The organism is Pseudomonas sp. FP2254, from assembly GCF_030687695.1.
Taxonomy (GTDB): Bacteria; Pseudomonadota; Gammaproteobacteria; order Pseudomonadales; family Pseudomonadaceae; genus Aquipseudomonas; species Aquipseudomonas quebecensis.
This window is the reverse complement of sequence record NZ_CP117444.1, coordinates 4,941,802-4,965,393: the sequence shown is the minus strand read 5'-3', so window position 1 is coordinate 4,965,393 and position 23,592 is coordinate 4,941,802. Positions and strand designations below refer to the sequence as shown.

35 protein-coding genes are annotated in these 23,592 nt (G+C 55.1%); 34 read left to right on the top strand and 1 reads right to left on the bottom strand.

Annotation, left to right across the window (positions count from 1 at the left end):
- Window positions 1-84 precede the first annotated feature (84 nt).
- From rpsL to bfr, 34 genes are all read left to right on the top strand, one after another.
- Window positions 85-456 carry a 30S ribosomal protein S12 gene (rpsL, locus tag PSH94_RS22930; protein ID WP_002555494.1) on the top strand — a complete coding sequence of 124 codons (372 nt, stop codon included), beginning with the start codon at window positions 85-87 and terminating at the stop codon, window positions 454-456.
- Window positions 457-574: 118 nt separating this feature from the next.
- Window positions 575-1,045, top strand: a complete 471-nt coding sequence (gene rpsG, locus PSH94_RS22925; RefSeq protein ID WP_002555493.1) for a 30S ribosomal protein S7 — start codon at window positions 575-577, stop codon at window positions 1,043-1,045.
- Window positions 1,046-1,075: 30 nt separating this feature from the next.
- Complete coding sequence (fusA, locus tag PSH94_RS22920; RefSeq protein WP_065909927.1) at window positions 1,076-3,181, top strand: elongation factor G; 2,106 nt, start codon at window positions 1,076-1,078, stop codon at window positions 3,179-3,181.
- Between the two features lie 30 nt (window positions 3,182-3,211).
- Window positions 3,212-4,405 carry an elongation factor Tu gene (tuf, locus tag PSH94_RS22915; RefSeq protein ID WP_008374172.1) on the top strand — a complete coding sequence of 398 codons (1,194 nt, stop codon included), beginning with the start codon at window positions 3,212-3,214 and terminating at the stop codon, window positions 4,403-4,405.
- A 157-nt stretch (window positions 4,406-4,562) separates the two neighbouring features.
- Window positions 4,563-4,874, top strand: a complete 312-nt coding sequence (rpsJ, locus tag PSH94_RS22910; protein WP_003186070.1) for a 30S ribosomal protein S10 — start codon at window positions 4,563-4,565, stop codon at window positions 4,872-4,874.
- Between the two features lie 81 nt (window positions 4,875-4,955).
- Window positions 4,956-5,591 (top strand): 50S ribosomal protein L3, encoded by a 636-nt coding sequence (rplC, locus tag PSH94_RS22905; RefSeq protein ID WP_305435857.1) that lies wholly within the window; start codon window positions 4,956-4,958, stop codon window positions 5,589-5,591.
- A gap of 12 nt (window positions 5,592-5,603) precedes the next feature.
- Window positions 5,604-6,206, top strand: a complete 603-nt coding sequence (gene rplD, locus PSH94_RS22900; RefSeq protein ID WP_003176424.1) for a 50S ribosomal protein L4 — start codon at window positions 5,604-5,606, stop codon at window positions 6,204-6,206.
- Entirely contained in the window at window positions 6,203-6,502 is a 300-nt protein-coding gene (rplW, locus tag PSH94_RS22895; RefSeq protein WP_002555488.1) for a 50S ribosomal protein L23, read from the top strand. The genes rplD and rplW overlap by 4 nt, the downstream gene beginning before the upstream one ends.
- A gap of 14 nt (window positions 6,503-6,516) precedes the next feature.
- Window positions 6,517-7,341, top strand: coding sequence for a 50S ribosomal protein L2 (rplB, locus tag PSH94_RS22890; RefSeq protein ID WP_003186055.1), 825 nt, complete (start codon window positions 6,517-6,519; stop codon window positions 7,339-7,341).
- Window positions 7,342-7,357: 16 nt separating this feature from the next.
- Window positions 7,358-7,633: a 30S ribosomal protein S19 gene (rpsS, locus tag PSH94_RS22885; protein WP_002555486.1), complete on the top strand. Its 276-nt coding sequence runs from the start codon at window positions 7,358-7,360 to the stop codon at window positions 7,631-7,633.
- Between the two features lie 11 nt (window positions 7,634-7,644).
- Window positions 7,645-7,977: a 50S ribosomal protein L22 gene (gene rplV, locus PSH94_RS22880; RefSeq protein ID WP_003103908.1), complete on the top strand. Its 333-nt coding sequence runs from the start codon at window positions 7,645-7,647 to the stop codon at window positions 7,975-7,977.
- A 13-nt stretch (window positions 7,978-7,990) separates the two neighbouring features.
- Window positions 7,991-8,677, top strand: coding sequence for a 30S ribosomal protein S3 (gene rpsC / locus PSH94_RS22875; RefSeq protein WP_003176422.1), 687 nt, complete (start codon window positions 7,991-7,993; stop codon window positions 8,675-8,677).
- Between the two features lie 12 nt (window positions 8,678-8,689).
- Window positions 8,690-9,103 carry a 50S ribosomal protein L16 gene (gene rplP, locus PSH94_RS22870; protein WP_003176421.1) on the top strand — a complete coding sequence of 138 codons (414 nt, stop codon included), beginning with the start codon at window positions 8,690-8,692 and terminating at the stop codon, window positions 9,101-9,103.
- Window positions 9,103-9,294 carry a 50S ribosomal protein L29 gene (gene rpmC / locus PSH94_RS22865; protein ID WP_003444371.1) on the top strand — a complete coding sequence of 64 codons (192 nt, stop codon included), beginning with the start codon at window positions 9,103-9,105 and terminating at the stop codon, window positions 9,292-9,294. The genes rplP and rpmC overlap by 1 nt, the downstream gene beginning before the upstream one ends.
- A gap of 2 nt (window positions 9,295-9,296) precedes the next feature.
- Window positions 9,297-9,563 (top strand): 30S ribosomal protein S17, encoded by a 267-nt coding sequence (rpsQ, locus tag PSH94_RS22860; protein ID WP_003176419.1) that lies wholly within the window; start codon window positions 9,297-9,299, stop codon window positions 9,561-9,563.
- Window positions 9,564-9,586: 23 nt separating this feature from the next.
- Window positions 9,587-9,955 carry a 50S ribosomal protein L14 gene (gene rplN, locus PSH94_RS22855; RefSeq protein WP_002555479.1) on the top strand — a complete coding sequence of 123 codons (369 nt, stop codon included), beginning with the start codon at window positions 9,587-9,589 and terminating at the stop codon, window positions 9,953-9,955.
- An 11-nt stretch (window positions 9,956-9,966) separates the two neighbouring features.
- On the top strand, window positions 9,967-10,281 hold the full coding sequence (rplX, locus tag PSH94_RS22850; RefSeq protein ID WP_007896770.1) for a 50S ribosomal protein L24: 315 nt from the start codon (window positions 9,967-9,969) through the stop codon (window positions 10,279-10,281).
- Window positions 10,282-10,303: 22 nt separating this feature from the next.
- Window positions 10,304-10,843, top strand: coding sequence for a 50S ribosomal protein L5 (gene rplE / locus PSH94_RS22845; RefSeq protein ID WP_003194642.1), 540 nt, complete (start codon window positions 10,304-10,306; stop codon window positions 10,841-10,843).
- A 13-nt stretch (window positions 10,844-10,856) separates the two neighbouring features.
- On the top strand, window positions 10,857-11,162 hold the full coding sequence (gene rpsN, locus PSH94_RS22840) for a 30S ribosomal protein S14 (protein WP_003176414.1): 306 nt from the start codon (window positions 10,857-10,859) through the stop codon (window positions 11,160-11,162).
- Between the two features lie 208 nt (window positions 11,163-11,370).
- On the top strand, window positions 11,371-11,763 hold the full coding sequence (rpsH, locus tag PSH94_RS22835) for a 30S ribosomal protein S8 (protein WP_010566853.1): 393 nt from the start codon (window positions 11,371-11,373) through the stop codon (window positions 11,761-11,763).
- 12 nt (window positions 11,764-11,775) lie between these two features.
- On the top strand, window positions 11,776-12,309 hold the full coding sequence (rplF, locus tag PSH94_RS22830) for a 50S ribosomal protein L6 (RefSeq protein ID WP_003176412.1): 534 nt from the start codon (window positions 11,776-11,778) through the stop codon (window positions 12,307-12,309).
- A gap of 10 nt (window positions 12,310-12,319) precedes the next feature.
- Entirely contained in the window at window positions 12,320-12,670 is a 351-nt protein-coding gene (gene rplR, locus PSH94_RS22825) for a 50S ribosomal protein L18 (RefSeq protein ID WP_003186037.1), read from the top strand.
- 3 nt (window positions 12,671-12,673) lie between these two features.
- A complete protein-coding gene (gene rpsE / locus PSH94_RS22820; protein WP_010566852.1) occupies window positions 12,674-13,174 on the top strand; it encodes a 30S ribosomal protein S5 in 501 nt (166 codons plus the stop codon).
- 2 nt (window positions 13,175-13,176) lie between these two features.
- Window positions 13,177-13,353: a 50S ribosomal protein L30 gene (rpmD, locus tag PSH94_RS22815; RefSeq protein ID WP_003176408.1), complete on the top strand. Its 177-nt coding sequence runs from the start codon at window positions 13,177-13,179 to the stop codon at window positions 13,351-13,353.
- A 3-nt stretch (window positions 13,354-13,356) separates the two neighbouring features.
- Window positions 13,357-13,794, top strand: a complete 438-nt coding sequence (gene rplO, locus PSH94_RS22810; RefSeq protein WP_016969471.1) for a 50S ribosomal protein L15 — start codon at window positions 13,357-13,359, stop codon at window positions 13,792-13,794.
- Entirely contained in the window at window positions 13,795-15,123 is a 1,329-nt protein-coding gene (secY, locus tag PSH94_RS22805) for a preprotein translocase subunit SecY (RefSeq protein ID WP_003176406.1), read from the top strand. It begins immediately after the preceding gene.
- Window positions 15,124-15,150: 27 nt separating this feature from the next.
- Window positions 15,151-15,267 (top strand): 50S ribosomal protein L36, encoded by a 117-nt coding sequence (rpmJ, locus tag PSH94_RS22800; protein WP_002555468.1) that lies wholly within the window; start codon window positions 15,151-15,153, stop codon window positions 15,265-15,267.
- 129 nt (window positions 15,268-15,396) lie between these two features.
- Window positions 15,397-15,753 (top strand): 30S ribosomal protein S13, encoded by a 357-nt coding sequence (gene rpsM / locus PSH94_RS22795; RefSeq protein ID WP_024077676.1) that lies wholly within the window; start codon window positions 15,397-15,399, stop codon window positions 15,751-15,753.
- Between the two features lie 30 nt (window positions 15,754-15,783).
- Window positions 15,784-16,173, top strand: a complete 390-nt coding sequence (rpsK, locus tag PSH94_RS22790) for a 30S ribosomal protein S11 (protein WP_002555466.1) — start codon at window positions 15,784-15,786, stop codon at window positions 16,171-16,173.
- An 18-nt stretch (window positions 16,174-16,191) separates the two neighbouring features.
- Window positions 16,192-16,812, top strand: a complete 621-nt coding sequence (gene rpsD, locus PSH94_RS22785) for a 30S ribosomal protein S4 (RefSeq protein WP_003176404.1) — start codon at window positions 16,192-16,194, stop codon at window positions 16,810-16,812.
- 22 nt (window positions 16,813-16,834) lie between these two features.
- Window positions 16,835-17,836: a DNA-directed RNA polymerase subunit alpha gene (gene rpoA, locus PSH94_RS22780; RefSeq protein WP_003176403.1), complete on the top strand. Its 1,002-nt coding sequence runs from the start codon at window positions 16,835-16,837 to the stop codon at window positions 17,834-17,836.
- 41 nt (window positions 17,837-17,877) lie between these two features.
- A complete protein-coding gene (rplQ, locus tag PSH94_RS22775; RefSeq protein WP_003176402.1) occupies window positions 17,878-18,264 on the top strand; it encodes a 50S ribosomal protein L17 in 387 nt (128 codons plus the stop codon).
- A gap of 235 nt (window positions 18,265-18,499) precedes the next feature.
- Window positions 18,500-19,948, top strand: a complete 1,449-nt coding sequence (locus PSH94_RS22770; protein ID WP_305435856.1) for a catalase — start codon at window positions 18,500-18,502, stop codon at window positions 19,946-19,948.
- A 155-nt stretch (window positions 19,949-20,103) separates the two neighbouring features.
- Window positions 20,104-20,568: a bacterioferritin gene (gene bfr / locus PSH94_RS22765; RefSeq protein WP_003176400.1), complete on the top strand. Its 465-nt coding sequence runs from the start codon at window positions 20,104-20,106 to the stop codon at window positions 20,566-20,568.
- A gap of 67 nt (window positions 20,569-20,635) precedes the next feature.
- Here the strand turns inward: bfr and uvrA are convergent, their stop codons facing one another.
- Window positions 20,636-23,470 carry an excinuclease ABC subunit UvrA gene (uvrA, locus tag PSH94_RS22760; protein ID WP_181081308.1) on the bottom strand — a complete coding sequence of 945 codons (2,835 nt, stop codon included), beginning with the start codon at window positions 23,468-23,470 and terminating at the stop codon, window positions 20,636-20,638.
- Window positions 23,471-23,592: the final 122 nt, after the last annotated feature.

The following is a 23,592-nucleotide window of genomic DNA, read 5'->3' as shown; positions in this document are numbered from 1 at the left end:
CCCTAAATTTGGCGGGAATTCGTTCCTGCCATTTTGCTTTTCTTGCAAGACAATAGCGTCGCAAGACAACAGTGGAGCTAGTAGATGGCAACTATCAACCAGCTGGTACGTCAGCCGCGTAAGCGTATCGTCGAGAAATCCGACGTGCCTGCGCTGCAGAACTGCCCGCAACGTCGTGGCGTATGCACTCGTGTGTATACCACCACGCCGAAAAAACCTAACTCGGCACTGCGTAAAGTATGCCGTGTGCGTCTGACCAACGGTTTCGAGGTTTCCTCGTACATCGGCGGTGAAGGCCACAACCTGCAAGAGCACAGCGTGGTACTGATCCGCGGCGGTCGTGTAAAAGACTTGCCAGGTGTCCGTTACCACACCGTACGCGGTTCCTTGGATACTTCCGGCGTTAAAGGTCGTAACCAGGGTCGTTCGAAGTACGGTACCAAGAAGCCTAAGTAGTAGCGGCTTTTTGTAAACCTGAATCATCTTATTTTCTGAGTCGATAAGAGTAAGGTCGGAGGCGTCCCGAAAGGGCACCGATTCCGAGCGAACCTGAAGACCGTTTGAGGGCTTATCCATGCCAAGAAGACGCGTAGCAGCCAAGCGCGAAGTGCTTGACGATCCAAAATACGGAAGCCAAATTCTGGCCAAGTTCATGAACCACGTAATGGAAAGCGGCAAGAAAGCCGTTGCCGAGCGTATCGTTTATGGCGCGCTGGAAAAGGTTAAAGAACGCAAGAACAGCGACCCCCTGGAAATCTTCGAGAAAGCTCTCGACGCCATCGCTCCGCTGGTCGAAGTGAAGTCGCGCCGTGTAGGCGGTGCTACTTACCAGGTTCCGGTTGAAGTTCGTCCGTCCCGTCGTAACGCTCTGGCAATGCGCTGGTTGGTAGACTTCGCCCGTAAGCGCGGCGAGAAGTCTATGGCTCTGCGTTTGGCCGGCGAACTGTTGGACGCTGCTGAAGGTAAAGGTGCTGCTGTTAAGAAGCGTGAAGACGTGCACCGTATGGCTGAAGCTAACAAAGCTTTCTCGCACTACCGCTTCTAATTTTAGCTTCACTAATTTTGCGAGGGCTTTATGGCTCGTACTACTCCGATTAGCCGCTACCGTAACATCGGTATCGTCGCTCACGTGGATGCTGGTAAAACCACCACCACCGAGCGCGTGCTGTTTTACACCGGCAAAAGTCACAAAATGGGCGAGGTGCATGATGGCGCCGCGACCACAGACTGGATGGTTCAGGAGCAGGAGCGTGGTATTACCATTACTTCTGCTGCCATTACCGCCTTCTGGAAAGGTTCCGAGAAGCAGTACAAAGACGAGCATCGCTTCAACGTAATCGATACCCCGGGCCACGTGGACTTCACCATTGAAGTTGAACGTTCCCTGCGCGTACTCGACGGCGCTGTCGTTGTGTTCTGCGGTACTTCGGGTGTTGAGCCTCAGTCGGAAACCGTATGGCGTCAAGCCAACAAATACGGCGTGCCGCGTCTTGTTTACGTAAACAAGATGGACCGTGCTGGTGCCAACTTCCTGCGCGTGATCGGCCAGATCAAGCAGCGTCTGGGTCACACTCCGGTGCCGATCCAGTTGGCTATCGGTTCCGAAGATAACTTCCAGGGTCAGATTGATCTGATCAACATGGAAGCTGTCTACTGGAACGATGCCGACAAGGGCATGGTTCCTGTTCGTAAGCCTATCCCTGCTGAACTGCAGGAACTGGCTGATGAGTGGCGCAATAACATGGTCGAGGCTGCTGCCGAAGCCAGCGAAGAGCTGATGAACAAGTACCTCGAAGGTGAAGAACTCACCAACGCGGAAATCAAGGCCGCTCTGCGTCAGCGTACTATTGCTGGCGAGATCGTCCTGGCTGTTTGTGGTTCTTCGTTCAAGAACAAGGGCGTTCCCCTGGTTCTCGACGCCGTTATCGACTACCTGCCTGCTCCAACCGACATTCCTGCTATCAAGGGTACCAACCCTGATAACGAGGAAGAAGAGATGGAGCGTCACGCCGATGACAGCGAGCCGTTCTCGGCTCTGGCGTTCAAGATCGCTACCGACCCATTCGTGGGTACTTTGACCTTCGTCCGCGTTTACTCGGGCGTGTTGGCATCCGGCGACGGCGTGATCAACTCGGTTAAAGGTAAGAAAGAGCGCGTGGGCCGTATGGTGCAGATGCACGCAAACGCTCGCGAAGAGATCAAGGAAGTACGCGCTGGCGACATCGCGGCCCTGATCGGCATGAAGGACGTCACCACTGGTGAGACTTTGTGCGACGCTGCTAAGCCAATCATCCTGGTTCGCATGGACTTCCCGGAGCCGGTTATTTCGGTTGCCGTTGAGCCTAAGACCAAGGATGACCAGGAAAAAATGGGTATCGCTCTGGGCAAGCTTGCTCAGGAAGATCCATCTTTCCGCGTCAAAACTGATGAAGAGACTGGTCAAACGATCATCTCCGGCATGGGCGAACTGCACCTGGACATCCTGGTAGATCGGATGCGCCGTGAGTTCAACGTCGAAGCCAACATCGGTAAGCCTCAGGTTTCCTATCGTGAGCGCATCACGAAGAACTGTGAAATCGAAGGCAAATTCGTTCGTCAGTCCGGCGGTCGTGGTCAATTCGGTCACTGCTGGATCCGTTTTGCTCCTGCTGACGAAGGTCAGGAAGGTCTGCAATTCGTGAACGAAGTAGTAGGTGGTGTTGTTCCTAAGGAATACATCCCTGCTATCCAGAAGGGTATCGAGGAGCAGATGAAGAACGGTGTTGTTGCCGGCTATCCGCTGATCGGCCTGAAAGCAACCGTTTTTGACGGTTCTTACCACGACGTCGACTCCAACGAGATGGCGTTTAAGGTGGCTGCTTCCATGGCAACCAAGCAACTGGCCCAGAAGGGCGGTGGTGAGTTGCTTGAGCCAATCATGGCGGTAGAAGTTGTTACACCTGAAGACTATATGGGTGATGTCATGGGCGACCTTAACCGTCGTCGCGGCATGATCTTGGGTATGGAAGATACGGTTTCCGGCAAAGTGATTCGCGCCGAGGTTCCGTTGGGCGAGATGTTCGGTTATGCGACCGACGTTCGTTCCATGTCTCAGGGTCGCGCAAGCTACTCTATGGAATTCAAAAAATACAACACAGCTCCGGCGCACATCGCTGAAACTGTATCCAAAAAACAAGGCTGATTCAGTCCTTTAGGCAAGGAGTTAATTGTCGTGGCTAAAGAAAAATTTGATCGTTCCCTACCGCACGTAAACGTTGGCACCATCGGCCACGTTGACCACGGTAAAACCACTCTGACCGCTGCTCTGACTCGCGTCTGCTCCGAAGTTTTCGGTTCGGCCGTAGTTGAATTCGACAAGATCGACAGCGCTCCAGAAGAAAAAGCTCGTGGTATCACCATCAACACCGCGCACGTTGAGTACAACTCGACTATTCGTCACTACGCTCACGTTGACTGCCCAGGTCACGCTGACTATGTGAAGAACATGATCACCGGTGCTGCCCAGATGGACGGCGCGATCCTGGTTTGCTCGGCCGCTGATGGTCCGATGCCACAAACCCGTGAGCACATCCTGCTGTCCCGTCAGGTAGGCGTTCCGTACATCGTGGTTTTCCTGAACAAGGCTGACCTGGTAGACGACGCTGAGCTGCTGGAACTGGTTGAGATGGAAGTGCGCGATCTGCTGAGCACTTACGACTTCCCAGGCGACGACACTCCGATCATCATCGGTTCGGCTCGTATGGCTCTGGAAGGCAAAGACGACAACGAAATGGGCACCACTGCCGTTCGTAAGCTGGTTGAAACTCTGGATACCTACATCCCAGAACCAGTTCGTCTGACCGACAAGCCGTTCCTGATGCCAATCGAAGACGTATTCTCGATCTCCGGTCGCGGTACTGTTGTGACTGGTCGTATCGAGCGCGGTATCGTTCGCGTTCAGGATCCACTGGAAATCGTTGGTCTGCGTGACACCACCGTCACCACCTGCACCGGTGTTGAAATGTTCCGTAAGCTGCTCGACGAAGGTCGTGCTGGCGAGAACTGCGGCGTTCTGCTGCGTGGTACCAAGCGTGACGACGTTGAGCGTGGCCAGGTTCTGGTTAAGCCAGGTTCGGTTAAGCCGCACACCAAGTTCACCGCAGAAGTTTACGTTCTGAGCAAGGAAGAAGGCGGTCGTCACACTCCGTTCTTCAAAGGCTACCGTCCACAGTTCTACTTCCGTACTACTGACGTGACCGGTAACTGCGAATTGCCAGAAGGCGTAGAAATGGTAATGCCAGGCGATAACATTCAAATGACTGTTACCCTGATCAAAACCATCGCTATGGAAGACGGTCTGCGCTTCGCTATCCGTGAAGGCGGCCGTACCGTTGGTGCTGGTGTTGTAGCTAAAATCATCGAGTAAGCTCTTTCTTGAGTTAGCTTGGATGTTTTGAAAAAGCCCCCGCTCAGCGGGGGCTTTTTTATTGGGTTGACACCTATCGGGGCCGTCTATAGAATTGCGCCTCCTTTTAACGGGCGTATTGCGCTCGGTGGGAATAGCAGCCGGAGTCTGAAATCCAATGCAAAATCAGCAAATCCGTATCAGGTTGAAGGCTTTTGACCATCGCCTGATCGACCAATCCACCCAGGAAATCGTGGAAACCGCGAAACGTACTGGTGCTCAAGTGCGTGGTCCAATTCCACTGCCTACCCGTAAAGAGCGGTTCACCGTTCTGGTCTCCCCGCACGTCAACAAAGACGCGCGTGACCAGTACGAGATCCGTACTCATAAGCGCGTACTGGACATCGTCCAGCCAACGGATAAAACCGTTGATGCACTTATGAAGCTCGATCTGGCGGCCGGTGTGGAAGTACAGATCAGCCTCGGCTAAGACTTGGGTCTTAGTCGTGTAACGCTCTGAAATGGGCGGCCATAGCGGGTGAAAGCCCCGTACACTCATGAGGTTTACAACATGACTATTGGTGTAGTCGGTCGTAAATGCGGTATGACCCGTATTTTCACCGAAGAAGGTGTCTCCATTCCGGTCACGGTCATTGAGATCGAGCCGAATCGCGTCACCCAGTTCAAAACTGAAGAAACCGATGGCTATCGTGCAGTGCAAGTCACTGTCGGCGAGCGTCGTGCTTCGCGCGTGACTGCTGCTCAAGCAGGTCACTTCGCAAAAGCAAACGTTGCAGCTGGTCGCACTGTTATGGAGTTCCGTCTTGAAGACGGCGACTACCAGGCTGGCGATCTGATCAACGCTGAAATCTTCGCCGCTGGTCAACTGGTTGATGTAACCGGTCACTCCAAAGGTAAAGGCTTCCAGGGTACGATCAAGCGTTGGAATTTCCGTGGCCAAGACAACACTCACGGTAACTCCGTCTCCCACCGCGTCCCGGGCTCTATTGGCCAGTGCCAGACTCCTGGTCGTGTATTCAAGGGCAAGAAAATGTCCGGTCATATGGGCGCTGAGCGCGTGACCGTGCAGTCCCTCGAAGTAGTGCGCGTCGACGCTGAACGCAATCTGTTGTTGGTCAAGGGTGCTGTTCCTGGCGCTACTGGCGGCAACCTGGTTGTACGTCCAGCGGCCAAGGCTCGCGGTTAAGGGGAAGCTGACATGCAATTAAATGTAAATGACGCTCAAGCGATCGAAGTTTCCGAACTGACATTTGGCGGCGAATTCAACGAGACGCTGGTTCACCAAGCAGTCGTGGCCTACATGGCCGGCGGCCGTCAAGGTAGCAAGCAGCAAAAGACCCGTTCCGACGTTCGTGGTGGCGGTAAGCGCCCTTGGCGTCAGAAAGGTACTGGCCGTGCTCGTGCCGGTACTATCCGTAGCCCAATCTGGCGCGGCGGCGGTACCACTTTTGCAGCTCGTCCGCAGGATCACTCTCAGAAGCTCAACAAGAAGATGTATCGCGCAGCTCTGCGCTCCATCCTTGCTGAACTCGTGCGTACTGATCGCCTGGTCGTGGTTCAGGACTTCGCTGTTGAAAGTCCAAAAACCAAAGATCTGCTGGGCAAACTGAACAACATGAGCCTGACCGACGTTTTGATCGTGTCTGAAGCTGTTGATCAGAACCTGTACCTGGCTGCTCGCAACCTGCCACACGTTGATGTACGTGACGTGCAAGGTTCCGATCCAGTTAGTCTGATCGCATACGACAAGGTGTTGATCACCGTGTCGGCCGTGAAGAAATTCGAGGAGCTGCTGGGATGAACCAGGAACGCGTATTTAAAGTTCTGCTTGGCCCGCACGTTTCCGAAAAGGCTACGGTTCTGGCTGACAAGAAAGGCCAGTTCGTTTTCAAGGTTGCAACTGACGCAACCAAGCTGGAAATCAAGAAGGCCGTCGAAAGCCTGTTCAGCGTGAAAGTAGAGCGTGTTACTACCCTGAATGTTCTGGGTAAGAGCAAGCGCACTGCTCGCGGTCTGGGCAAGCGTAATGACTGGAAGAAGGCAGTTATCTCCCTTCAGCCAGGCCAAGATCTCGATTTCAGCAGCAGTGCTGAGTAAGGAAGGGGTGCATCATGGCAATCGTTAAATGCAAACCGACTTCCCCTGGCCGCCGTTTTGTGGTCAAGGTGGTCAACCAGGAGCTGCATAAAGGCGCTCCTCACGCACCGCTGCTCGAGAAGAAATCGAAGTCTGGTGGTCGTAACAACAATGGTCGTATTACCACTCGTCACATCGGTGGTGGCCATAAGCAGCATTATCGTCTGGTCGACTTCCGTCGCAACGACAAAGATGGCATCGCTGCCACTGTCGAGCGTATCGAATACGATCCAAACCGTACTGCTCACATCGCTCTGCTGCTTTACGCAGATGGCGAGCGTCGCTACATCATCGCCCCTAAAGGCGTGAGCGCTGGCGACCAGCTGATCGCAGGTGCTTTGGCACCGATCAAGCCGGGCAACGCTCTGCAGCTGCGTAACATTCCAGTTGGTAGCACCGTACACGGCATCGAATTGAAGCCAGGTAAAGGCGCGCAAATCGCTCGTTCCGCTGGTGCTTCGGCTCAGCTGATCGCTCGTGAAGGTGTCTACGTGACCCTGCGTCTGCGTTCTGGTGAGATGCGTAAAGTATTGGCTGAATGCCGTGCGACCCTGGGCGAAGTCTCGAACTCCGAGCACAGCCTGCGTTCGCTGGGTAAAGCTGGTGCCAAACGCTGGCGTGGCGTTCGCCCAACCGTTCGTGGTGTTGCCATGAACCCGGTTGACCACCCACACGGTGGTGGTGAAGGTCGTACCTCTGGTGGTCGTCATCCGGTATCGCCATGGGGCTTCCCGACTAAGGGCGCGAAGACTCGTGGTAATAAGCGTACCGACAAAATGATCGTCCGTCGTCGCAAGTAAATAGAGGGATACGACAGTGCCACGTTCTCTGAAAAAAGGTCCTTTTATTGATCTTCACCTACTGAAGAAGATCGAAGTGGCGGCGGAAAAGAACGATCGCAAACCAGTTAAGACCTGGTCGCGTCGTTCGATGATCCTGCCACAAATGGTCGGTTTGACCATCGCAGTACACAACGGTCGTCAACACGTCCCCGTTCTCGTTAACGAAGACATGGTCGGCCACAAACTAGGCGAGTTTGCCGGTACCCGCACTTATCGTGGGCACGTGGCAGACAAGAAAGCCAAGCGTTAAGGGGTAAGGAAATGGAAGTAGCCGCTAAGTTGTCGGGCGCTCGAATCTCCGCCCAGAAAGCCCGCTTGGTCGCCGACCAGATCCGCGGGAAGAAGGTGGGCGAAGCGCTCAACCTGTTGGCTTTCAGCAGTAAGAAAGCCGCCGAGATCATGAAGAAAGTGCTGGAGTCGGCCGTAGCCAACGCCGAGCATAACGAAGGCGCAGACGTTGATGACCTTAAAGTCAGCACCGTTTTCGTCAACGAAGGGCGTTCGCTGAAGCGCATCATGCCACGTGCCAAAGGCCGTGCTGATCGCATCGTCAAGCGGTCTTGCCATATCACTGTCAAGGTTGCTGACAAGTAACGGAGTCGAAGAGATGGGTCAGAAAGTACATCCCATTGGCATTCGCCTGGGAATCGTCAAGGAGCACACCTCCGTCTGGTACGCAGACGGTCGGACTTATGCGGACTACTTGTTCGCTGATCTGAAGGTGCGTGAGTATCTCCAAGACAAACTAAAAAGCGCGTCCGTAAGCCGTATCGATATCCATCGTCCGGCGCAAACTGCACGTATCACCATCCACACCGCTCGTCCAGGTATCGTTATCGGGAAGAAAGGTGAAGATGTTGAGAAACTGCGTCAGGACCTGACCAAGCAAATGGGTGTGCCTGTGCACATCAATATCGAAGAGATCCGCAAGCCGGAGCTCGACGGTATGCTGGTTGCGCAGAGCGTAGCTCAGCAGCTGGAGCGTCGCGTAATGTTCCGTCGCGCTATGAAGCGCGCCGTACAGAACGCCATGCGCATTGGTGCCAAAGGCATCAAAATCCAAGTGAGCGGTCGTCTCGGCGGTGCTGAAATCGCACGTACTGAATGGTATCGCGAAGGTCGTGTGCCACTGCACACCCTGCGTGCCGACATCGACTATGCCAACTACGAAGCTCACACCACTTACGGTGTGATCGGTGTAAAGGTTTGGATCTTCAAAGGCGAAGTAATTGGTGGTCGCCAAGAAGAACTGAAACCACAAGCACCAGCGCCTCGTAAAAAAGCTGCTAAGTAAGGGGTACGCCAAATGTTGCAACCTAAGCGTACGAAGTTCCGCAAGCAGATGACAGGCCACAACCGTGGTCTGGCTCAGCGCGGTAGCAAAGTCAGCTTCGGCGAGTTCGCGCTGAAGTCTGTAGCTCGTGGTCGTCTCACCGCTCGTCAGATCGAGTCAGCGCGTCGTGCTCTGACCCGTCACGTAAAACGTGGCGGCAAGATCTGGATCCGTGTATTCCCGGACAAGCCGATCTCCAAGAAGCCTCTCGAAGTGCGGATGGGTAAAGGTAAGGGTAACGTGGAATACTGGGTAGCCCAGATTCAGCCAGGCAAAGTCCTGTATGAAATCGAGGGTGTTTCTGAAGAGCTGGCGCGTGAGGCTTTCGCCCTGGCTGCTGCAAAGCTGCCGCTCGCCACCTCCTTTGTTAAACGGACGGTGATGTGATGAAAGCGAATGAACTTCGTGAAAAATCCGCACAGCAGCTGAACGAGCAACTGCTCGGCTTGCTGCGCGACCAGTTCAATCTGCGCATGCAGAAAGCAACTGGCCAGTTGGGGCAGTCTCATCTGCTCTCGCAAGTTAAGCGTGACATCGCTCGCGTGAAGACTGTGCTCAAACAGCAGGCAGGTAAGTGATCATGGCTGAAGCCGAAAAGACTGTCCGTACGCTGACTGGCCGTGTTGTCAGCGACAAGATGGACAAAACCATCACCGTTTTGATCGAGCGTCGCGTTAAGCACCCGATCTACGGTAAATATGTTAAGCGTTCGACTAAGCTGCACGCGCACGACGAAACCAATCAGTGCCACATCGGCGACAAAGTCACTATTCGTGAAACTCGTCCGCTGGCCAAGACCAAGTCTTGGGCACTGGTTGATGTTCTCGAACGCGCTGTGGAAGTCTAAGGACTAGGGGTCGGAGAAATTATATGATTCAGACTCAATCCATGCTCGATGTGGCCGATAACAGCGGCGCTCGCCGTGTTATGTGCATCAAGGTGCTGGGTGGCTCCCATCGTCGTTACGCTGGTATCGGTGACATCATCAAAGTTACCGTGAAGGAAGCAATTCCTCGCGGTAAGGTGAAAAAAGGCCAAGTGATGACTGCTGTTGTAGTCCGCACTCGTCACGGCGTACGCCGTGCAGATGGCTCCATTATCCGCTTTGATGGCAACGCTGCTGTTCTTCTGAACAACAAGCAAGAGCCGATCGGCACCCGTATCTTTGGGCCAGTGACCCGTGAACTTCGTACTGAGAAGTTCATGAAGATCGTCTCGCTCGCCCCAGAAGTGCTGTAAGGAGATCCGACATGCAAAAGATTCGTCGTGACGACGAGATCATCGTGATCGCCGGCAAAGACAAAGGTAAGCGCGGTAAGGTGCTGAAGGTTCTCGCTGACGACCGTCTGGTCGTTGGTGGTTTGAACCTGGTCAAGCGTCATACCAAGCCTAACCCGATGTCGGGCGTACAGGGCGGTATCGTCGAGAAAGAAGCGCCATTGCACGCTTCTAACGTCGCCATCTTCAACGGCGAAACCAACAAGGCTGATCGTGTTGGTTTCAAAGTAGAAGACGGTAAGAAAATTCGTGTCTTCAAGTCGACCCAAAAAGCGGTTGATGCTTGAACACTGCTAGGTAGATAAGACCATGGCACGACTACAAGAGATTTACCGGAAGGAAATCGCCCCCAAGCTTAAGGAAGAACTTAAGCTCGGGAACGTGATGGAAGTTCCGCGCGTTACCAAAATCACCCTGAACATGGGTCTGGGCGAAGCGATCGGCGACAAAAAAGTCATCGAGCACGCTGTTGCTGACCTGGAAAAGATCACCGGCCAAAAAGTCGTCGTGACCTACGCTCGCAAATCCATCGCTGGCTTTAAAGTCCGTGAAGGTTGGCCGATCGGCGTCAAGGTAACTCTGCGCCGTGAGCGTATGTACGAATTCTTGGATCGTCTGCTGTCGATCTCCCTGCCTCGGGTCCGCGACTTCCGCGGCCTGAATGCCAAGTCCTTCGATGGTCGTGGTAACTACAGCATGGGCGTGAAAGAGCAGATCATCTTCCCGGAAATCGACTACGACAAGATCGATGCTCTCCGCGGTCTGGACATCACCCTGACCACCACTGCCAAGAACGATGATGAAGGTCGCGCCCTGCTGCGTGCTTTCAAATTCCCGTTCCGCAACTGATTGGAGTAGGACCATGGCCAAGATGAGCATGAAAAACCGCGAGCTGAAGCGTCAGCTCACGGTTGCCAAGTACGCCAAGAAGCGTGCAGCACTGAAAGCGATCATCGTTGATCTGAACGCAAGTCCAGAAGCGCGTTGGGAAGCTACAGTTGCCCTGCAGAAGCAGCCACGTGACGCAAGCGCTTCGCGCATGCGTAACCGCTGCCGCCTGACCGGTCGTCCACACGGCGTTTACCGCAAGTTCGGCCTCGGCCGTAACAAACTGCGTGAAGCGGCAATGCGTGGCGACGTACCAGGTCTGGTTAAAGCCAGCTGGTAAGTACTTTCAGAGTCCAGGCGATTGGTGTCGCAAGATACTGACCGCCGGTGACCTTGAATCTGGAACAAGCCCCTTTTGGGGCTTGTTTCATTTCCGGAGTGTGTCTAGAATACCCGGCTCGCCTGAGCCCGTGTTTTCTATGCTCGGAGATTCTCGGCGACATATGTAGCCGCAAGGCTAATTTTTTTGTATTAGGAGCGTCTAGCCCATGAGTATGCAGGACCCGTTAGCGGACATGCTAACTCGTATCCGTAATGCCCAGATGGCTGAAAAGTCCGTCGTAAGCATGCCATCTTCCAAGTTGAAGGTAGCTGTTGCCAAAGTCCTGAAAGACGAAGGCTACATTGCGGGTTATCAGATCAGCAGCGAAACCAAGCCACTGCTGTCCATCGAGCTGAAGTACTTCGAAGGCCGTTCGGTCATCGAGGAAGTGAAGCGCGTTAGCCGTCCAGGCCTGCGTCAGTACAAGTCCGCTGAAGATCTGCCGAAAGTTCGTGGCGGTCTGGGCGTGTCTATCGTCTCCACCAACAAAGGTGTGATGACGGATCGTGCTGCGCGCGCTGCCGGTGTCGGCGGCGAAGTTCTTTGCACTGTGTTCTAAGGGGGGATAAGCATGTCTCGCGTCGCTAAGAACCCCGTTAAGCTGCCAGCCGGTGTCGAAGTCAAATTCGCAGGCCAACAGCTTTCGGTGAAGGGTGCCAAGGGCACTCTTGAACTGAACATCCATTCGTCCGTTGAGATCGTTGAAGAGGCTGGTGAGCTGCGTTTCGCTGCTCGCAATGGCGATCAACAAACTCGCGCAATGGCCGGTACCACGCGTGCGTTGGTAAACAACATGGTCCAAGGCGTAAGCCAAGGCTTCGAGCGTAAGCTCCAGCTGGTCGGTGTTGGTTACAAAGCGCAAGCAAAAGGCACGGTTTTGAACCTGGCCCTTGGCTTCTCGCACCCAGTGGATTACGAACTGCCGGAAGGCATCACCGCTGAGACTCCTAGCCAGACCGATATCCTGATCAAGGGCATCGATAAGCAACTGGTAGGTCAAGTGGCTGCTGAGATCCGCGACTTCCGTCCACCAGAGCCGTACAAAGGCAAAGGTGTGCGCTACGCGGACGAAGTCGTCCGTCGTAAAGAAGCCAAGAAGAAGTAGGGCATAGCAAATGACCGACAAAAAAGTTACTCGACTGCGTCGCGCTCGCAAAGCACGCCTGAAAATGCACGAACTCGAAGTCGTGCGTCTCTGCGTGTTCCGCTCGTCGCAGCACATCTACGCCCAGGTCATCTCGGCCGACGGCAACAAAGTCCTGGCAAGCGCCTCGACTTTGGATAAAGAACTGCGTGATGGTGCCACTGGCAACATCGACGCGGCCACAAAGGTTGGCCAGCTGGTCGCTACGCGTGCTAAGGCCGCTGGCGTCTCGCAAGTGGCTTTCGACCGCTCTGGCTTCAAGTACCACGGCCGCGTTAAAGCGTTGGCTGATGCTGCTCGTGAAGCTGGGCTGGAGTTCTAAGTTATGTCAAATAACGACCAAAAGCGCGACGAAGGCTACATTGAGAAGCTGGTTCAAGTTAACCGCGTAGCCAAAACCGTTAAAGGCGGCCGTATCTTCACTTTCACCGCGTTGACCGTGGTTGGTGATGGTAAAGGGCGTGTTGGCTTCGGCCGTGGCAAGTCGCGTGAAGTGCCTGCTGCGATCCAGAAGGCAATGGAAGCTGCTCGTCGCAACATGATCCAAGTTGATCTGAACGGCACCACCCTGCAGTACGCCATGAAGTCCGCCCATGGCGCTTCGAAGGTGTACATGCAGCCTGCTTCTGAAGGTACCGGTATCATCGCTGGCGGCGCTATGCGTGCGGTCCTCGAAGTTGCTGGCGTTCAGAACGTTCTGGCCAAGTGCTACGGCTCGACTAACCCGGTAAACGTGGTTCACGCCACTTTCAAAGGTTTGAAAGCTATGCAGTCCCCTGAATCCATTGCCGCCAAGCGTGGCAAAAGCGTCCAGGAGATTTTCTGATCATGGCTACCGTTAAAGTAACGCTGATCAAAAGCATGACCGGCCGCATCCCTAACCACAAACTGTGTGTTAAGGGTCTGGGTCTGCGTCGCATCGGTCACACTGTAGAAGTCCAGGATACTCCCGAGAATCGCGGGATGATCAACAAGGCTTACTACATGCTGCGTGTCGAGGGTTAATCGATGAAACTCAATGATCTGAGTCCAGCGCCGGGTTCCCGTCGCGAAAAGCATCGTCCGGGCCGTGGTATCGGTAGCGGTTTGGGTAAGACTGGTGGCCGTGGCCACAAAGGTCAGACCTCCCGCTCCGGTGGCACCATCGCTCCAGGCTTTGAAGGCGGTCAACAGCCGCTGCATCGTCGCCTGCCTAAGTTCGGTTTCGTATCCCTGAAAGCTATGGATCGCGCAGAAGTGCGTCTGTCCGAGCTGGCTAAAGTGGAAGGCGACATCGTTACTCTGCAGACCCTGAAAGATGCCAACGTGATCAACGTCAACGTACAGCGTGTGAAAATCATGCTGTCCGGTGAAGTGACTCGCGCTGTCACTATCGGCAAGGGAATCGGCGCCACCAAAGGTGCGCGTTCGGCTATCGAAGCAGCTGGCGGCAAGTTCGAGGAATAAATGGCTAAGCAAGGTGCTCTCTCAGCGCTCGGCAAAGGCGGTATGTCTGAACTCTGGGCTCGTCTGCGTTTTCTGTTCCTGGCGATTATCGTCTACCGAATAGGCGCACACATCCCGGTTCCAGGTATCAACCCGGACCGACTCGCAGACCTGTTTCGACAGAATGAGGGGACCATTCTTAGCTTGTTCAACATGTTTTCCGGCGGCGCGCTGGAACGGATGAGCATCTTTGCGCTGGGGATCATGCCGTATATTTCGGCATCGATCATCATGCAACTGATGACCGCCGTCAGCCCGCAGCTGGAGCAGTTGAAGAAGGAAGGTGAAGCTGGCCGTCGCAAGATTAGCCAGTACACCCGCTACGGCACTGTTATCCTTGCCCTTGTTCAAGCTATCGGCATGTCCGTTGGCCTGGCGGGGCAGGGTGTTGCGTTCACTGGTGACTTTGGCTTCCATTTCGTTGCGGTATCCACTTTTGTGGCTGGCGCAATGTTCATGATGTGGCTGGGTGAGCAGATTACTGAGCGTGGTGTTGGTAACGGTATCTCGATGTTGATTTTCGCAGGTATCGTCGCCGGTCTTCCGAGAGCGATTGGGCAGTCTTTCGAGTCTGCACGTCAGGGTGATATCAATATCTTCGCCTTGGTTGCCATCGGTTTGCTGGCAGTAGCGATTATCGGTTTTGTGGTGTTCATTGAGCGTGGTCAGCGTCGTATTGCTGTTCACTACGCCAAGCGTCAGCAGGGCCGTAAGGTCTTTGCTGCGCAGACCAGCCACTTGCCGCTGAAAGTGAATATGGCCGGTGTTATTCCGGCAATTTTCGCGAGCAGCATTCTGCTGTTTCCGGCTTCGTTGGGTACCTGGTTTGGTCAGTCTGAAAATATGGGCTGGCTACAGGACCTCTCTCAGTCGATCGCTCCTGGTCAGCCGTTGAATATTCTGCTGTTTAGTGCAGGGATTATTTTCTTCTGCTTCTTCTATACGGCGTTGATGTTCAATCCGAAAGACGTAGCGGAAAACCTGAAGAAGTCCGGTGCCTTTATTCCGGGCATTCGTCCAGGTGAGCAGTCTGCGCGCTACATTGATGGCGTTTTGACTCGCTTGACCCTGTTCGGTGCTCTATATATGACGGCCGTGTGCCTGTTGCCCCAGTTCCTGGTGGTTGCAGCAAACGTTCCGTTCTACCTTGGCGGGACCTCGTTGCTGATCGTGGTCGTGGTTGTGATGGACTTCATGTCCCAAGTACAATCGCACCTCGTTTCGCACCAGTACGAATCCCTGATGAAGAAAGCCAACCTGAAGGGTTACGGCAGCGGCATGTTGCGCTGAGTACCCATAAGGTTCGAGGAGTTGGTGATGAAAGTTCGTGCATCGGTGAAAAAGCTGTGCCGTAACTGCAAGATTATTCGCCGCGAAGGTGTTGTTCGAGTAATTTGCAGCGCGGAACCGCGTCACAAACAGCGCCAAGGCTGAGTGTGATCCGCTTGAAGCCCGGCAGCTAGTGCGCTGCCGGGTTGATTATTTGTTATTACAGCGATATTATCTCGCGCCCTATTTCTTGGCTTCCGGGGCGTAGGTAGCTGTCAATTGGAGTCCCACTGAATGGCCCGTATTGCAGGCGTTAACATTCCAGATAACAAGCACACTGTTATCTCGCTGACCTACATCTATGGTGTTGGTCGCACTACTGCGCAGAAAATTTGCGCAGTTGCTGGGGTAAACCCAGCCGCTAAGATCAAGGATCTGAGCGACGAGCAGATTGAATTGCTGCGTGGCGAAGTGGCGAAGTTCACCACTGAAGGTGACCTGCGTCGCGAAATCAACATGAAAATCAAGCGTTTGATGGACCTCGGTTGCTATCGCGGTCTGCGTCATCGTCGTGGTCTTCCAGTACGCGGTCAGCGTACCAAGACTAACGCGCGTACCCGTAAAGGTCCGCGTAAGCCGATCCGCAAGTAATCGCCCCAGCGAATCGACAGGAAAATTATCATGGCAAAACCTGCTGCTCGTCCTCGTAAAAAAGTTAAAAAGACAGTGGTTGATGGCATCGCCCACATCCATGCTTCTTTTAACAACACCATCGTGACCATCACCGACCGTCAAGGTAACGCGCTTTCTTGGGCTACCTCCGGTGGTTCGGGTTTCCGCGGTTCCCGCAAGTCCACCCCGTTTGCTGCTCAAGTAGCTGCTGAACGTGCTGGTCAAGCTGCGCTGGAATACGGCCTGAAAAACCTCGACGTTAACGTCAAAGGTCCAGGTCCGGGTCGTGAGTCTGCTGTCCGTGCTTTGAACGGCTGTGGCTATAAGATCGCCAGCATCACCGACGTGACGCCAATCCCGCACAACGGGTGCCGTCCGCCGAAGAAGCGCCGCGTGTAATCCAGGAGATTGTAAAGAATGGCTCGTTACATTGGTCCAAAATGCAAACTCGCTCGTCGCGAGGGCACCGATCTCTTCCTGAAGAGCGGCGTGCGCGCGATCGAATCGAAGTGCAACATCGAAGCAGCACCTGGCATCCACGGCCAACGCCGCGGTCGCCAGTCCGATTACGGCACCCAACTGCGTGAAAAGCAGAAGGTCCGTCGTATCTACGGCGTTCTCGAGCGTCAGTTCAGCGGCTACTACAAAGAAGCTGCTGGCAAGAAAGGTGCAACCGGTGAAAACCTGCTGCAACTGCTCGAATGCCGTCTGGACAACGTTGTATACCGTATGGGCTTTGGTTCGACTCGTGCCGAATCCCGTCAGCTGGTATCGCACAAGTCGATCAGCGTTAACGGTCAGACCGTAAACGTTCCGTCTTACCAGGTTCGTGCTGGTGACGTGGTCGCAGTTCGCGAGAAAGCTAAAAACCAACTTCGCATTGTCCAAGCTCTCGATCTGTGTGCCCAACGTGGCCGCGTAGAATGGGTAGAAGTAGACACTGAGAAGAAGTCGGGCGTTTTCAAGAACGTTCCAGCTCGCAGTGATCTGTCCGCCGACATCAACGAAAGCCTGATTGTCGAGCTCTACTCCAAGTAAGGGCTAGAAAATAGGTGCATCCATGCAGATTTCGGTAAATGAGTTCCTGACACCCCGCCATATTGATGTGCAGGTTGTCAGTCCAACCCGCGCCAAGATCACTCTCGAGCCTCTCGAGCGTGGTTTTGGCCACACCCTGGGCAACGCGCTGCGCCGCATCCTGTTGTCCTCAATGCCCGGCTGTGCAGTAGTCGAGGCCGAGATTGACGGTGTGCTCCACGAGTACAGCGCCATCGAAGGTGTACAGGAAGACGTAATTGAAATCCTGTTGAACCTTAAAGGTCTGGCTATCAAGCTGCACGGCCGTGACGAAGTTACGCTGACCTTGTCGAAGAAGGGTTCGGGGGTGGTTACCGCTGCCGATATTCAGCTGGATCATGATGTCGAGATCGTTAACCCCGATCACGTAATCGCTAACCTGGCGTCTAACGGCGCCCTGAACATGAAGCTCACCGTAGCTCGTGGTCGTGGTTATGAACCGGCCGACTCGCGTCAGAGCGATGAAGACGAAAGCCGCAGCATTGGTCGCTTGCAGCTTGACTCTTCGTTCAGCCCGGTTCGCCGTATCGCATACGTGGTGGAAAACGCCCGTGTCGAGCAGCGTACTAACCTGGACAAGCTGGTTATTGATCTGGAAACCAACGGTACCCTGGATCCTGAAGAGGCTATCCGCCGCGCTGCAACCATTCTGCAACAGCAGTTGGCTGCGTTCGTCGACCTCAAAGGTGACAGCGAACCAGTGGTAATCGAGCAGGAAGACGAGATCGATCCGATCCTGCTTCGCCCGGTTGACGATCTGGAACTGACTGTACGTTCGGCTAACTGCCTTAAGGCGGAAAACATTTACTACATCGGCGACCTGATTCAGCGTACCGAAGTAGAACTGTTGAAGACTCCGAACCTGGGCAAGAAATCCTTGACTGAAATCAAGGACGTTCTGGCCTCCCGCGGTCTGTCCCTCGGCATGCGCCTCGACAACTGGCCGCCTGCAAGTCTTAAGAAGGACGACAAGGCGACTGCCTGATCGTCGTAATCACCGAACGTGAGTTTGGTAAGGAATGAACCATGCGTCATCGTAAAAGTGGTCGTCACCTGAGCCGTACCAGCTCGCACCGCAAGGCCATGTTCCAAAACATGGCGGTGTCGCTGTTCGAGCACGAGCTGATCAAAACTACACTGCCGAAAGCTAAAGAACTGCGTCGCGTTGCTGAGCCGCTGATCACTTTGGCTAAGACAGACAGCCTGGCTAACCGCCGTCTGGCTTTCGACCGTACTCGTTCGAAAGCTATCGTTGGTAAGCTCTTCAACGACCTGGGCAAGCGCTACGCTACCCGTGAGGGTGGCTACCTGCGCATCCTCAAGTGCGGTTTCCGCGCTGGCGACAACGCGCCTATGGCGTACGTCGAGTTGGTTGATCGTGCTACTGCTGGCGAAGCTGTAAGCGCCGAGTAAGACGACAGTCTGTAACGAAGAACCGGGCCTAGTGCCCGGTTTTTTGTGGGCGTGATAAAAGCGCGAATGTACAAGCTTCCTCCAGCAGCGCTTGGCACTATCGTATCGGAACTTGTTGGTAGTTATTTTCTATTGATGTCTACAATTTAATGAATTTGTAGGTGTGAGGTGGTTGATCAATACTTCCTCCAAGCCGATTAGCCGGCAGCTCCATCTGACCTGAGGAAAATTGAGCATGAGCCAGAATAAAATCCTTACCACCGCCAGTGGTGCACCCGTCGCGGATAATCAGAACTCCCGCTCCGCCGGCCCGCGCGGACCATTGTTGCTCGATGATTTTCATCTGATCGAGAAGCTCGCCCACTTCAACCGTGAGAACATTCCCGAACGCCGCGTCCACGCTAAAGGCTCGGGTGCATATGGCACGTTCACTGTGACCCGCGACATCACTCAATACACCAGTGCCAAGCTGTTTTCAGCGGTGGGCAAACAGACCCCGACTTTCCTGCGTTTCTCCACTGTGGGCGGTGAGCGTGGCTCGGCTGATACTGAGCGTGACCCCCGCGGTTTCGCCTTGAAGTTCTATACCGAAGAGGGCAACTGGGACATCGTGGGTAACAACACGCCAGTGTTCTTCATTCGCGACCCGCTGAAATTCCCAGACTTTATCCATACTCAAAAACGCCTGCCGCAAAGCAATCTGAAAAGCGCGCAAATGATGTGGGACTTCTGGTCGCACTCTCCAGAAGCACTGCACCAGGTCACGATTTTGTTCTCTGACCGCGGTATCCCTGATGGCTATCGTCACATGCATGGCTTCGGTAGCCATACCTACAGCTTGATCAACGCCCAGGGTGAGCGGCACTGGGTCAAATGGCACTACAAGACCAAGCAGGGCATCAAGAACCTCACGCCTGCAGAAGCCGCGCGTTTAGCGGGTACTGATCCTGATTACGCTCAGCGTGACCTGTTCGGGGCAATCGAGCGTGGTGACTTCCCGAAATGGAGCGTCTGCATCCAGATCATGACCGAAGCCCAAGCCAATGCTCATTACGAGAACCCTTTCGACGTGACTAAAACCTGGTCGCAAAAGGAGTTTCCGTTGATCGAAGTCGGCGAACTGGAGCTTAACCGTAACCCGCAAAATTACTTCGCTGAAGTAGAGCAAGCTGCGTTCGGTCCAAGCAATATGGTTCCGGGTGTGGGCTTGTCGCCCGACCGCATGCTGCAAGGTCGTGTATTTGCCTACGCAGATGCGCACCGCTACCGTGTCGGAACCAACCATCAGCAGCTGCCAGTGAATGCGCCGCGCAGCCCGGTGAATAGCTACCAGCGTGACGGCTCCATGGCCTTCGGTAGTAATGGCGGGGCGGCTCCCAACTACGAACCGAACAGCTATTCCGACGCGCCGAAACAGGCGCCTCAATATGCTGAACCCGCGTTGGCATTGAGCGGTGCGGCGGACCGCTACGATCATCGCGAAGACACCGACTACTACAGCCACGCCGGTGCGCTGTTCCGGCTGATGAACGATGAGCAGAAAGCTCTGCTCATCAACAACATTGCCGGTGCGATGTCTGGGGTTTCGAGTGATGTAGTTCAGCGTCAACTGCACCACTTCTACAAGGCGGACCCCGCTTATGGAGAAGCAATCGCAAAGGCGTTGGGTGTATCGCTTAACTGACTCTAAACGAGAAGCAGAACCGCCCTCATTTGGGCGGTTTTTGCGTTATTTCAGCTAGGTTTCTCTGAAAAACTTCGCTTTTCTGCCGTTGGTCCCGTGACCTTCGGCGCAGCATGGTTCAAACTACAGACTTTCAAGCAGGGAGATGTAGGGCGATGCAAGGTCACCCCGACGTAATCGATTACCTCAACACGTTGCTGACGGGCGAACTGGCTGCTCGTGACCAATATTTCATCCATTCACGCATGTACGAAGACTGGGGCTTTACCGAGCTCTACGAGCGTATCAACCACGAAATGGAAGAAGAGGCACAACACGCCGACGCGCTGATGCGCCGTATCCTGATGCTCGAAGGCACGCCACGCATGCGCCCCGATGACTTGGATGTCGGGACCACCGTACCAGACATGCTCGCGGCCGACCTTCGCCTGGAGTACAAAGTACGTGCCGCGCTCTGCAAGGGCATTGAGTTGTGCGAACAGCACAACGACTACGTCACCCGGGAAATCCTGCGTGTACAGTTGAACGATACCGAAGAAGATCACACCTACTGGCTGGAGAAGCAGTTGGGCCTGATCAAGTTGATTGGCCTGGAAAATTACCTGCAATCGCAGTTCTGATTCTCGGCTATAAAAAAAGCCCCTGCCACCGATGAGGTGACAGGGGCTTTTTACTACACCCGATAAATCAGGCTCGATCACGCTCCAGCAAGGGTTTCAAATAGTAACCCGTGTGCGATTGCGACATCTCGGAAACCTGCTCCGGCGTGCCCACTGCGATGATCTGGCCGCCCTTGGAGCCACCTTCCGGCCCAAGGTCCACCAGCCAGTCGGCTGTCTTGATCACATCCAGGTTGTGTTCGATCACCACCACGGTATTGCCATGGTCGCGGAGCCGGTGCAGTACATCCAGCAGCTGCTGGATATCCGCAAAGTGCAGACCGGTGGTTGGCTCATCGAGGATGTACAGGGTCTTGCCGGTATCGCGCTTGGACAGCTCGCGAGACAACTTCACCCGTTGCGCCTCACCGCCCGATAACGTAGTCGCCGACTGCCCCAGCTTGATATACGACAAGCCTACATCCATCAAAGTCTGCAGCTTGCGCGCCAGCGCCGGAACCGCGTCGAAGAACTCCCGCGCCTCTTCGATCGTCATCTCGAGGGTTTCGTGGATGCTCTTGCCCTTGTATTTGATCTCAAGGGTTTCACGGTTGTAGCGCTTGCTCTTGCACACATCGCACGGCACATAGATGTCCGGCAGAAAGTGCATTTCCACCTTGATCAAGCCATCGCCCTGGCAGGCTTCGCAGCGGCCACCCTTCACGTTGAATGAGAACCGCCCAGGCCCATAGCCACGGGAGCGCGACTCAGGGACGCCCGCGAACAATTCTCGAATTGGCGTAAACAGCCCGGTGTAGGTCGCCGGGTTAGAACGCGGCGTGCGTCCAATCGGGCTTTGGTCGATATCGACCACCTTATCCAGGTGTTCCAGGCCCTTGATGCTGTCGTGAGCCGCCGCTTCGAGCGTGGTCGCGCCATTCAAGGCGGTGGCACTCAAAGGGAACAGCGTGTTGTTGATCAGCGTCGACTTGCCGGACCCGGAAACCCCGGTCACGCAGGTGAGCAGGCCCAACGGAATTTCCAGATCGACATTACGCAGGTTGTTGCCGCGCGCGCCCTTGAGGTGCAGTGCCATTTTCTTGTTGCGCGGTGTGCGTTTGGCCGGCACTTCTATCTTCACCCGACCCGACAGATATTTGCCTGTCAGCGAGTCCGGGTGAGCCATGACCTCGGCGGGTGTGCCCTCGGCAACAATATGCCCACCATGCACGCCGGCGCCGGGGCCGATGTCGACCACATAATCCGCCAGGCGGATGGCGTCTTCATCGTGCTCCACCACGATCACCGTGTTACCGATATCGCGCAGATGCTTGAGCGTGCCCAGCAACCGGTCGTTATCGCGCTGGTGCAAGCCGATCGACGGTTCGTCGAGGATGTAAAGTACGCCCACAAGTCCCGCGCCGATCTGACTGGCCAGGCGAATGCGCTGGGCTTCTCCGCCGGACAGCGTATCCGCACTGCGATCCAACGAAAGGTAGTCCAGGCCCACGTTCACCAGGAACTGCAAGCGTTCGCGGATTTCCTTAAGGATCTTGTCGGCAATTTCCCCGCGACGCCCGGTAAGCTTGAGCTCACCAAAGTATTCACAGGCATCGCCAATCGGCAGGTTGGTCACCGCCGGCAGGGTCTTCTCACCGACCCAGACATGACGCGCCTCGCGACGCAGGCGCGTACCCCGGCAATCCGGGCACGGCTGGGTGCTGAGGAACTTTGCCAGTTCCTCGCGCACGCTGGCCGACTCGGTCTCGCGATAGCGGCGCTCCAGGTTCGGCACGATGCCTTCGAACGGGTGAGAGCGCTTGACGATATCGCCACGGTCGTTCAAGTACTTGAAATCGACATTCTGCGAGCCGCTGCCGTTGAGAATGACCTTCTGCTGGTCCGAAGGCAGTTGGTTGAACGGCACTTCCAGGCTGAACTTATAGTGGGACGCCAGCGAGCCGAGCATCTGGAAGTAATAGACGTTACGCCTGTCCCAGCCGCGAATCGCGCCTTCGGCAAGTGTCAGATCACCATTGACCAGGCGCTTGATGTCGAAGAATTGCTTAACTCCCAGACCATCGCAGGTCGGGCAGGCGCCGGCCGGGTTGTTAAAGGAAAACAGCTTGGGTTCCAGCTCGCTGATGGCGTGGCCGCAGATCGGGCAGGCGAAGCGCGCGGAGAAGATGATCTCTTCGCCCGGTTCGTCATCCATCGGAGCGACCAGCGCAATACCGTCCGCCAGCTTCAATGCGGTTTCAAAAGATTCCGCCAGGCGTTGCTGCAGGTCGGCTCGCACTTTGAAGCGGTCGACCACAACATCGATAGAATGCTTCTTCTGCTTGTCGAGCTTCGGCGCTTCATCCAGCTCATAGAGCTTGCCGTTGATGCGAGCCCGCACGAAGCCCTGGGCGCGCAGCTCTTCGAATACGGAAAGGTGTTCACCCTTGCGCTCGCGGATCACCGGCGCCAGCAGCATCAACTTGGCGCCTTCGGGCTGCGCCAATACCAGGTCGACCATCTGGCTGACGGTCTGGGCTTCCAGGGGAATATCGTGGTCCGGGCAGCGGGGGATACCTACCCGCGCGTACAGCAGGCGCAGGTAGTCATAGATTTCGGTAATGGTGCCCACGGTGGAGCGCGGGTTATGGGAGGTCGACTTCTGTTCGATGGAAATGGCCGGCGACAGACCTTCGATGGTGTCGACGTCGGGCTTTTCCATCATCGACAGGAACTGGCGGGCGTAGGCCGACAGCGACTCCACGTAGCGACGCTGACCTTCGGCATACAGCGTATCGAATGCCAGAGACGATTTGCCGGACCCGGACAGGCCGGTGATCACGATCAGTTTGTCCCGCGGCAGGGTCAGGTCGATGTTCTTCAGGTTGTGGGTTCTAGCCCCACGAATCAGGATCTTGTCCAAGATGGCCTCGCACGGCGGGCGTAAATAATGCCGGAGTATACGGCTAAAGACTGGATGAATATACACTGTCAAAAGGCCGCTTGCAGCCTTACATGAAAGCTGCGCGGCAAACCGCCGCATAT

Excerpts from the sequence above, each read along its gene's own strand:
- rpsM (WP_024077676.1), top strand. The coding sequence starts at position 15,397 with ATGGCCCGTATTGCAGGCGTTAACATTCCAGATAACAAGCACACTGTT.
- rplQ (WP_003176402.1), top strand. The coding sequence starts at position 17,878 with ATGCGTCATCGTAAAAGTGGTCGTCACCTGAGCCGTACCAGCTCGCAC.
- rplN (WP_002555479.1), top strand. The coding sequence starts at position 9,587 with ATGATTCAGACTCAATCCATGCTCGATGTGGCCGATAACAGCGGCGCT.
- rpsG (WP_002555493.1), top strand. The coding sequence starts at position 575 with ATGCCAAGAAGACGCGTAGCAGCCAAGCGCGAAGTGCTTGACGATCCA.
- rpmC (WP_003444371.1), top strand. The coding sequence starts at position 9,103 with ATGAAAGCGAATGAACTTCGTGAAAAATCCGCACAGCAGCTGAACGAG.
- rplE (WP_003194642.1), top strand. The coding sequence starts at position 10,304 with ATGGCACGACTACAAGAGATTTACCGGAAGGAAATCGCCCCCAAGCTT.
- rpoA (WP_003176403.1), top strand. The coding sequence starts at position 16,835 with ATGCAGATTTCGGTAAATGAGTTCCTGACACCCCGCCATATTGATGTG.
- rplF (WP_003176412.1), top strand. The coding sequence starts at position 11,776 with ATGTCTCGCGTCGCTAAGAACCCCGTTAAGCTGCCAGCCGGTGTCGAA.
- rpsQ (WP_003176419.1), top strand. The coding sequence starts at position 9,297 with ATGGCTGAAGCCGAAAAGACTGTCCGTACGCTGACTGGCCGTGTTGTC.
- rplO (WP_016969471.1), top strand. The coding sequence starts at position 13,357 with ATGAAACTCAATGATCTGAGTCCAGCGCCGGGTTCCCGTCGCGAAAAG.
- rpsN (WP_003176414.1), top strand. The coding sequence starts at position 10,857 with ATGGCCAAGATGAGCATGAAAAACCGCGAGCTGAAGCGTCAGCTCACG.
- rplX (WP_007896770.1), top strand. The coding sequence starts at position 9,967 with ATGCAAAAGATTCGTCGTGACGACGAGATCATCGTGATCGCCGGCAAA.
- bfr (WP_003176400.1), top strand. The coding sequence starts at position 20,104 with ATGCAAGGTCACCCCGACGTAATCGATTACCTCAACACGTTGCTGACG.
- rplR (WP_003186037.1), top strand. The coding sequence starts at position 12,320 with ATGACCGACAAAAAAGTTACTCGACTGCGTCGCGCTCGCAAAGCACGC.
- rpsJ (WP_003186070.1), top strand. The coding sequence starts at position 4,563 with ATGCAAAATCAGCAAATCCGTATCAGGTTGAAGGCTTTTGACCATCGC.
- rplD (WP_003176424.1), top strand. The coding sequence starts at position 5,604 with ATGCAATTAAATGTAAATGACGCTCAAGCGATCGAAGTTTCCGAACTG.
- rplP (WP_003176421.1), top strand. The coding sequence starts at position 8,690 with ATGTTGCAACCTAAGCGTACGAAGTTCCGCAAGCAGATGACAGGCCAC.
- rplC (WP_305435857.1), top strand. The coding sequence starts at position 4,956 with ATGACTATTGGTGTAGTCGGTCGTAAATGCGGTATGACCCGTATTTTC.
- rpmJ (WP_002555468.1), top strand. The coding sequence starts at position 15,151 with ATGAAAGTTCGTGCATCGGTGAAAAAGCTGTGCCGTAACTGCAAGATT.
- rpsL (WP_002555494.1), top strand. The coding sequence starts at position 85 with ATGGCAACTATCAACCAGCTGGTACGTCAGCCGCGTAAGCGTATCGTC.
- fusA (WP_065909927.1), top strand. The coding sequence starts at position 1,076 with ATGGCTCGTACTACTCCGATTAGCCGCTACCGTAACATCGGTATCGTC.
- rplV (WP_003103908.1), top strand. The coding sequence starts at position 7,645 with ATGGAAGTAGCCGCTAAGTTGTCGGGCGCTCGAATCTCCGCCCAGAAA.
- rpsD (WP_003176404.1), top strand. The coding sequence starts at position 16,192 with ATGGCTCGTTACATTGGTCCAAAATGCAAACTCGCTCGTCGCGAGGGC.
- secY (WP_003176406.1), top strand. The coding sequence starts at position 13,795 with ATGGCTAAGCAAGGTGCTCTCTCAGCGCTCGGCAAAGGCGGTATGTCT.
- rpmD (WP_003176408.1), top strand. The coding sequence starts at position 13,177 with ATGGCTACCGTTAAAGTAACGCTGATCAAAAGCATGACCGGCCGCATC.
- rpsE (WP_010566852.1), top strand. The coding sequence starts at position 12,674 with ATGTCAAATAACGACCAAAAGCGCGACGAAGGCTACATTGAGAAGCTG.
- rplB (WP_003186055.1), top strand. The coding sequence starts at position 6,517 with ATGGCAATCGTTAAATGCAAACCGACTTCCCCTGGCCGCCGTTTTGTG.
- rpsH (WP_010566853.1), top strand. The coding sequence starts at position 11,371 with ATGAGTATGCAGGACCCGTTAGCGGACATGCTAACTCGTATCCGTAAT.
- rplW (WP_002555488.1), top strand. The coding sequence starts at position 6,203 with ATGAACCAGGAACGCGTATTTAAAGTTCTGCTTGGCCCGCACGTTTCC.
- PSH94_RS22770 (WP_305435856.1), top strand. The coding sequence starts at position 18,500 with ATGAGCCAGAATAAAATCCTTACCACCGCCAGTGGTGCACCCGTCGCG.
- rpsK (WP_002555466.1), top strand. The coding sequence starts at position 15,784 with ATGGCAAAACCTGCTGCTCGTCCTCGTAAAAAAGTTAAAAAGACAGTG.
- rpsC (WP_003176422.1), top strand. The coding sequence starts at position 7,991 with ATGGGTCAGAAAGTACATCCCATTGGCATTCGCCTGGGAATCGTCAAG.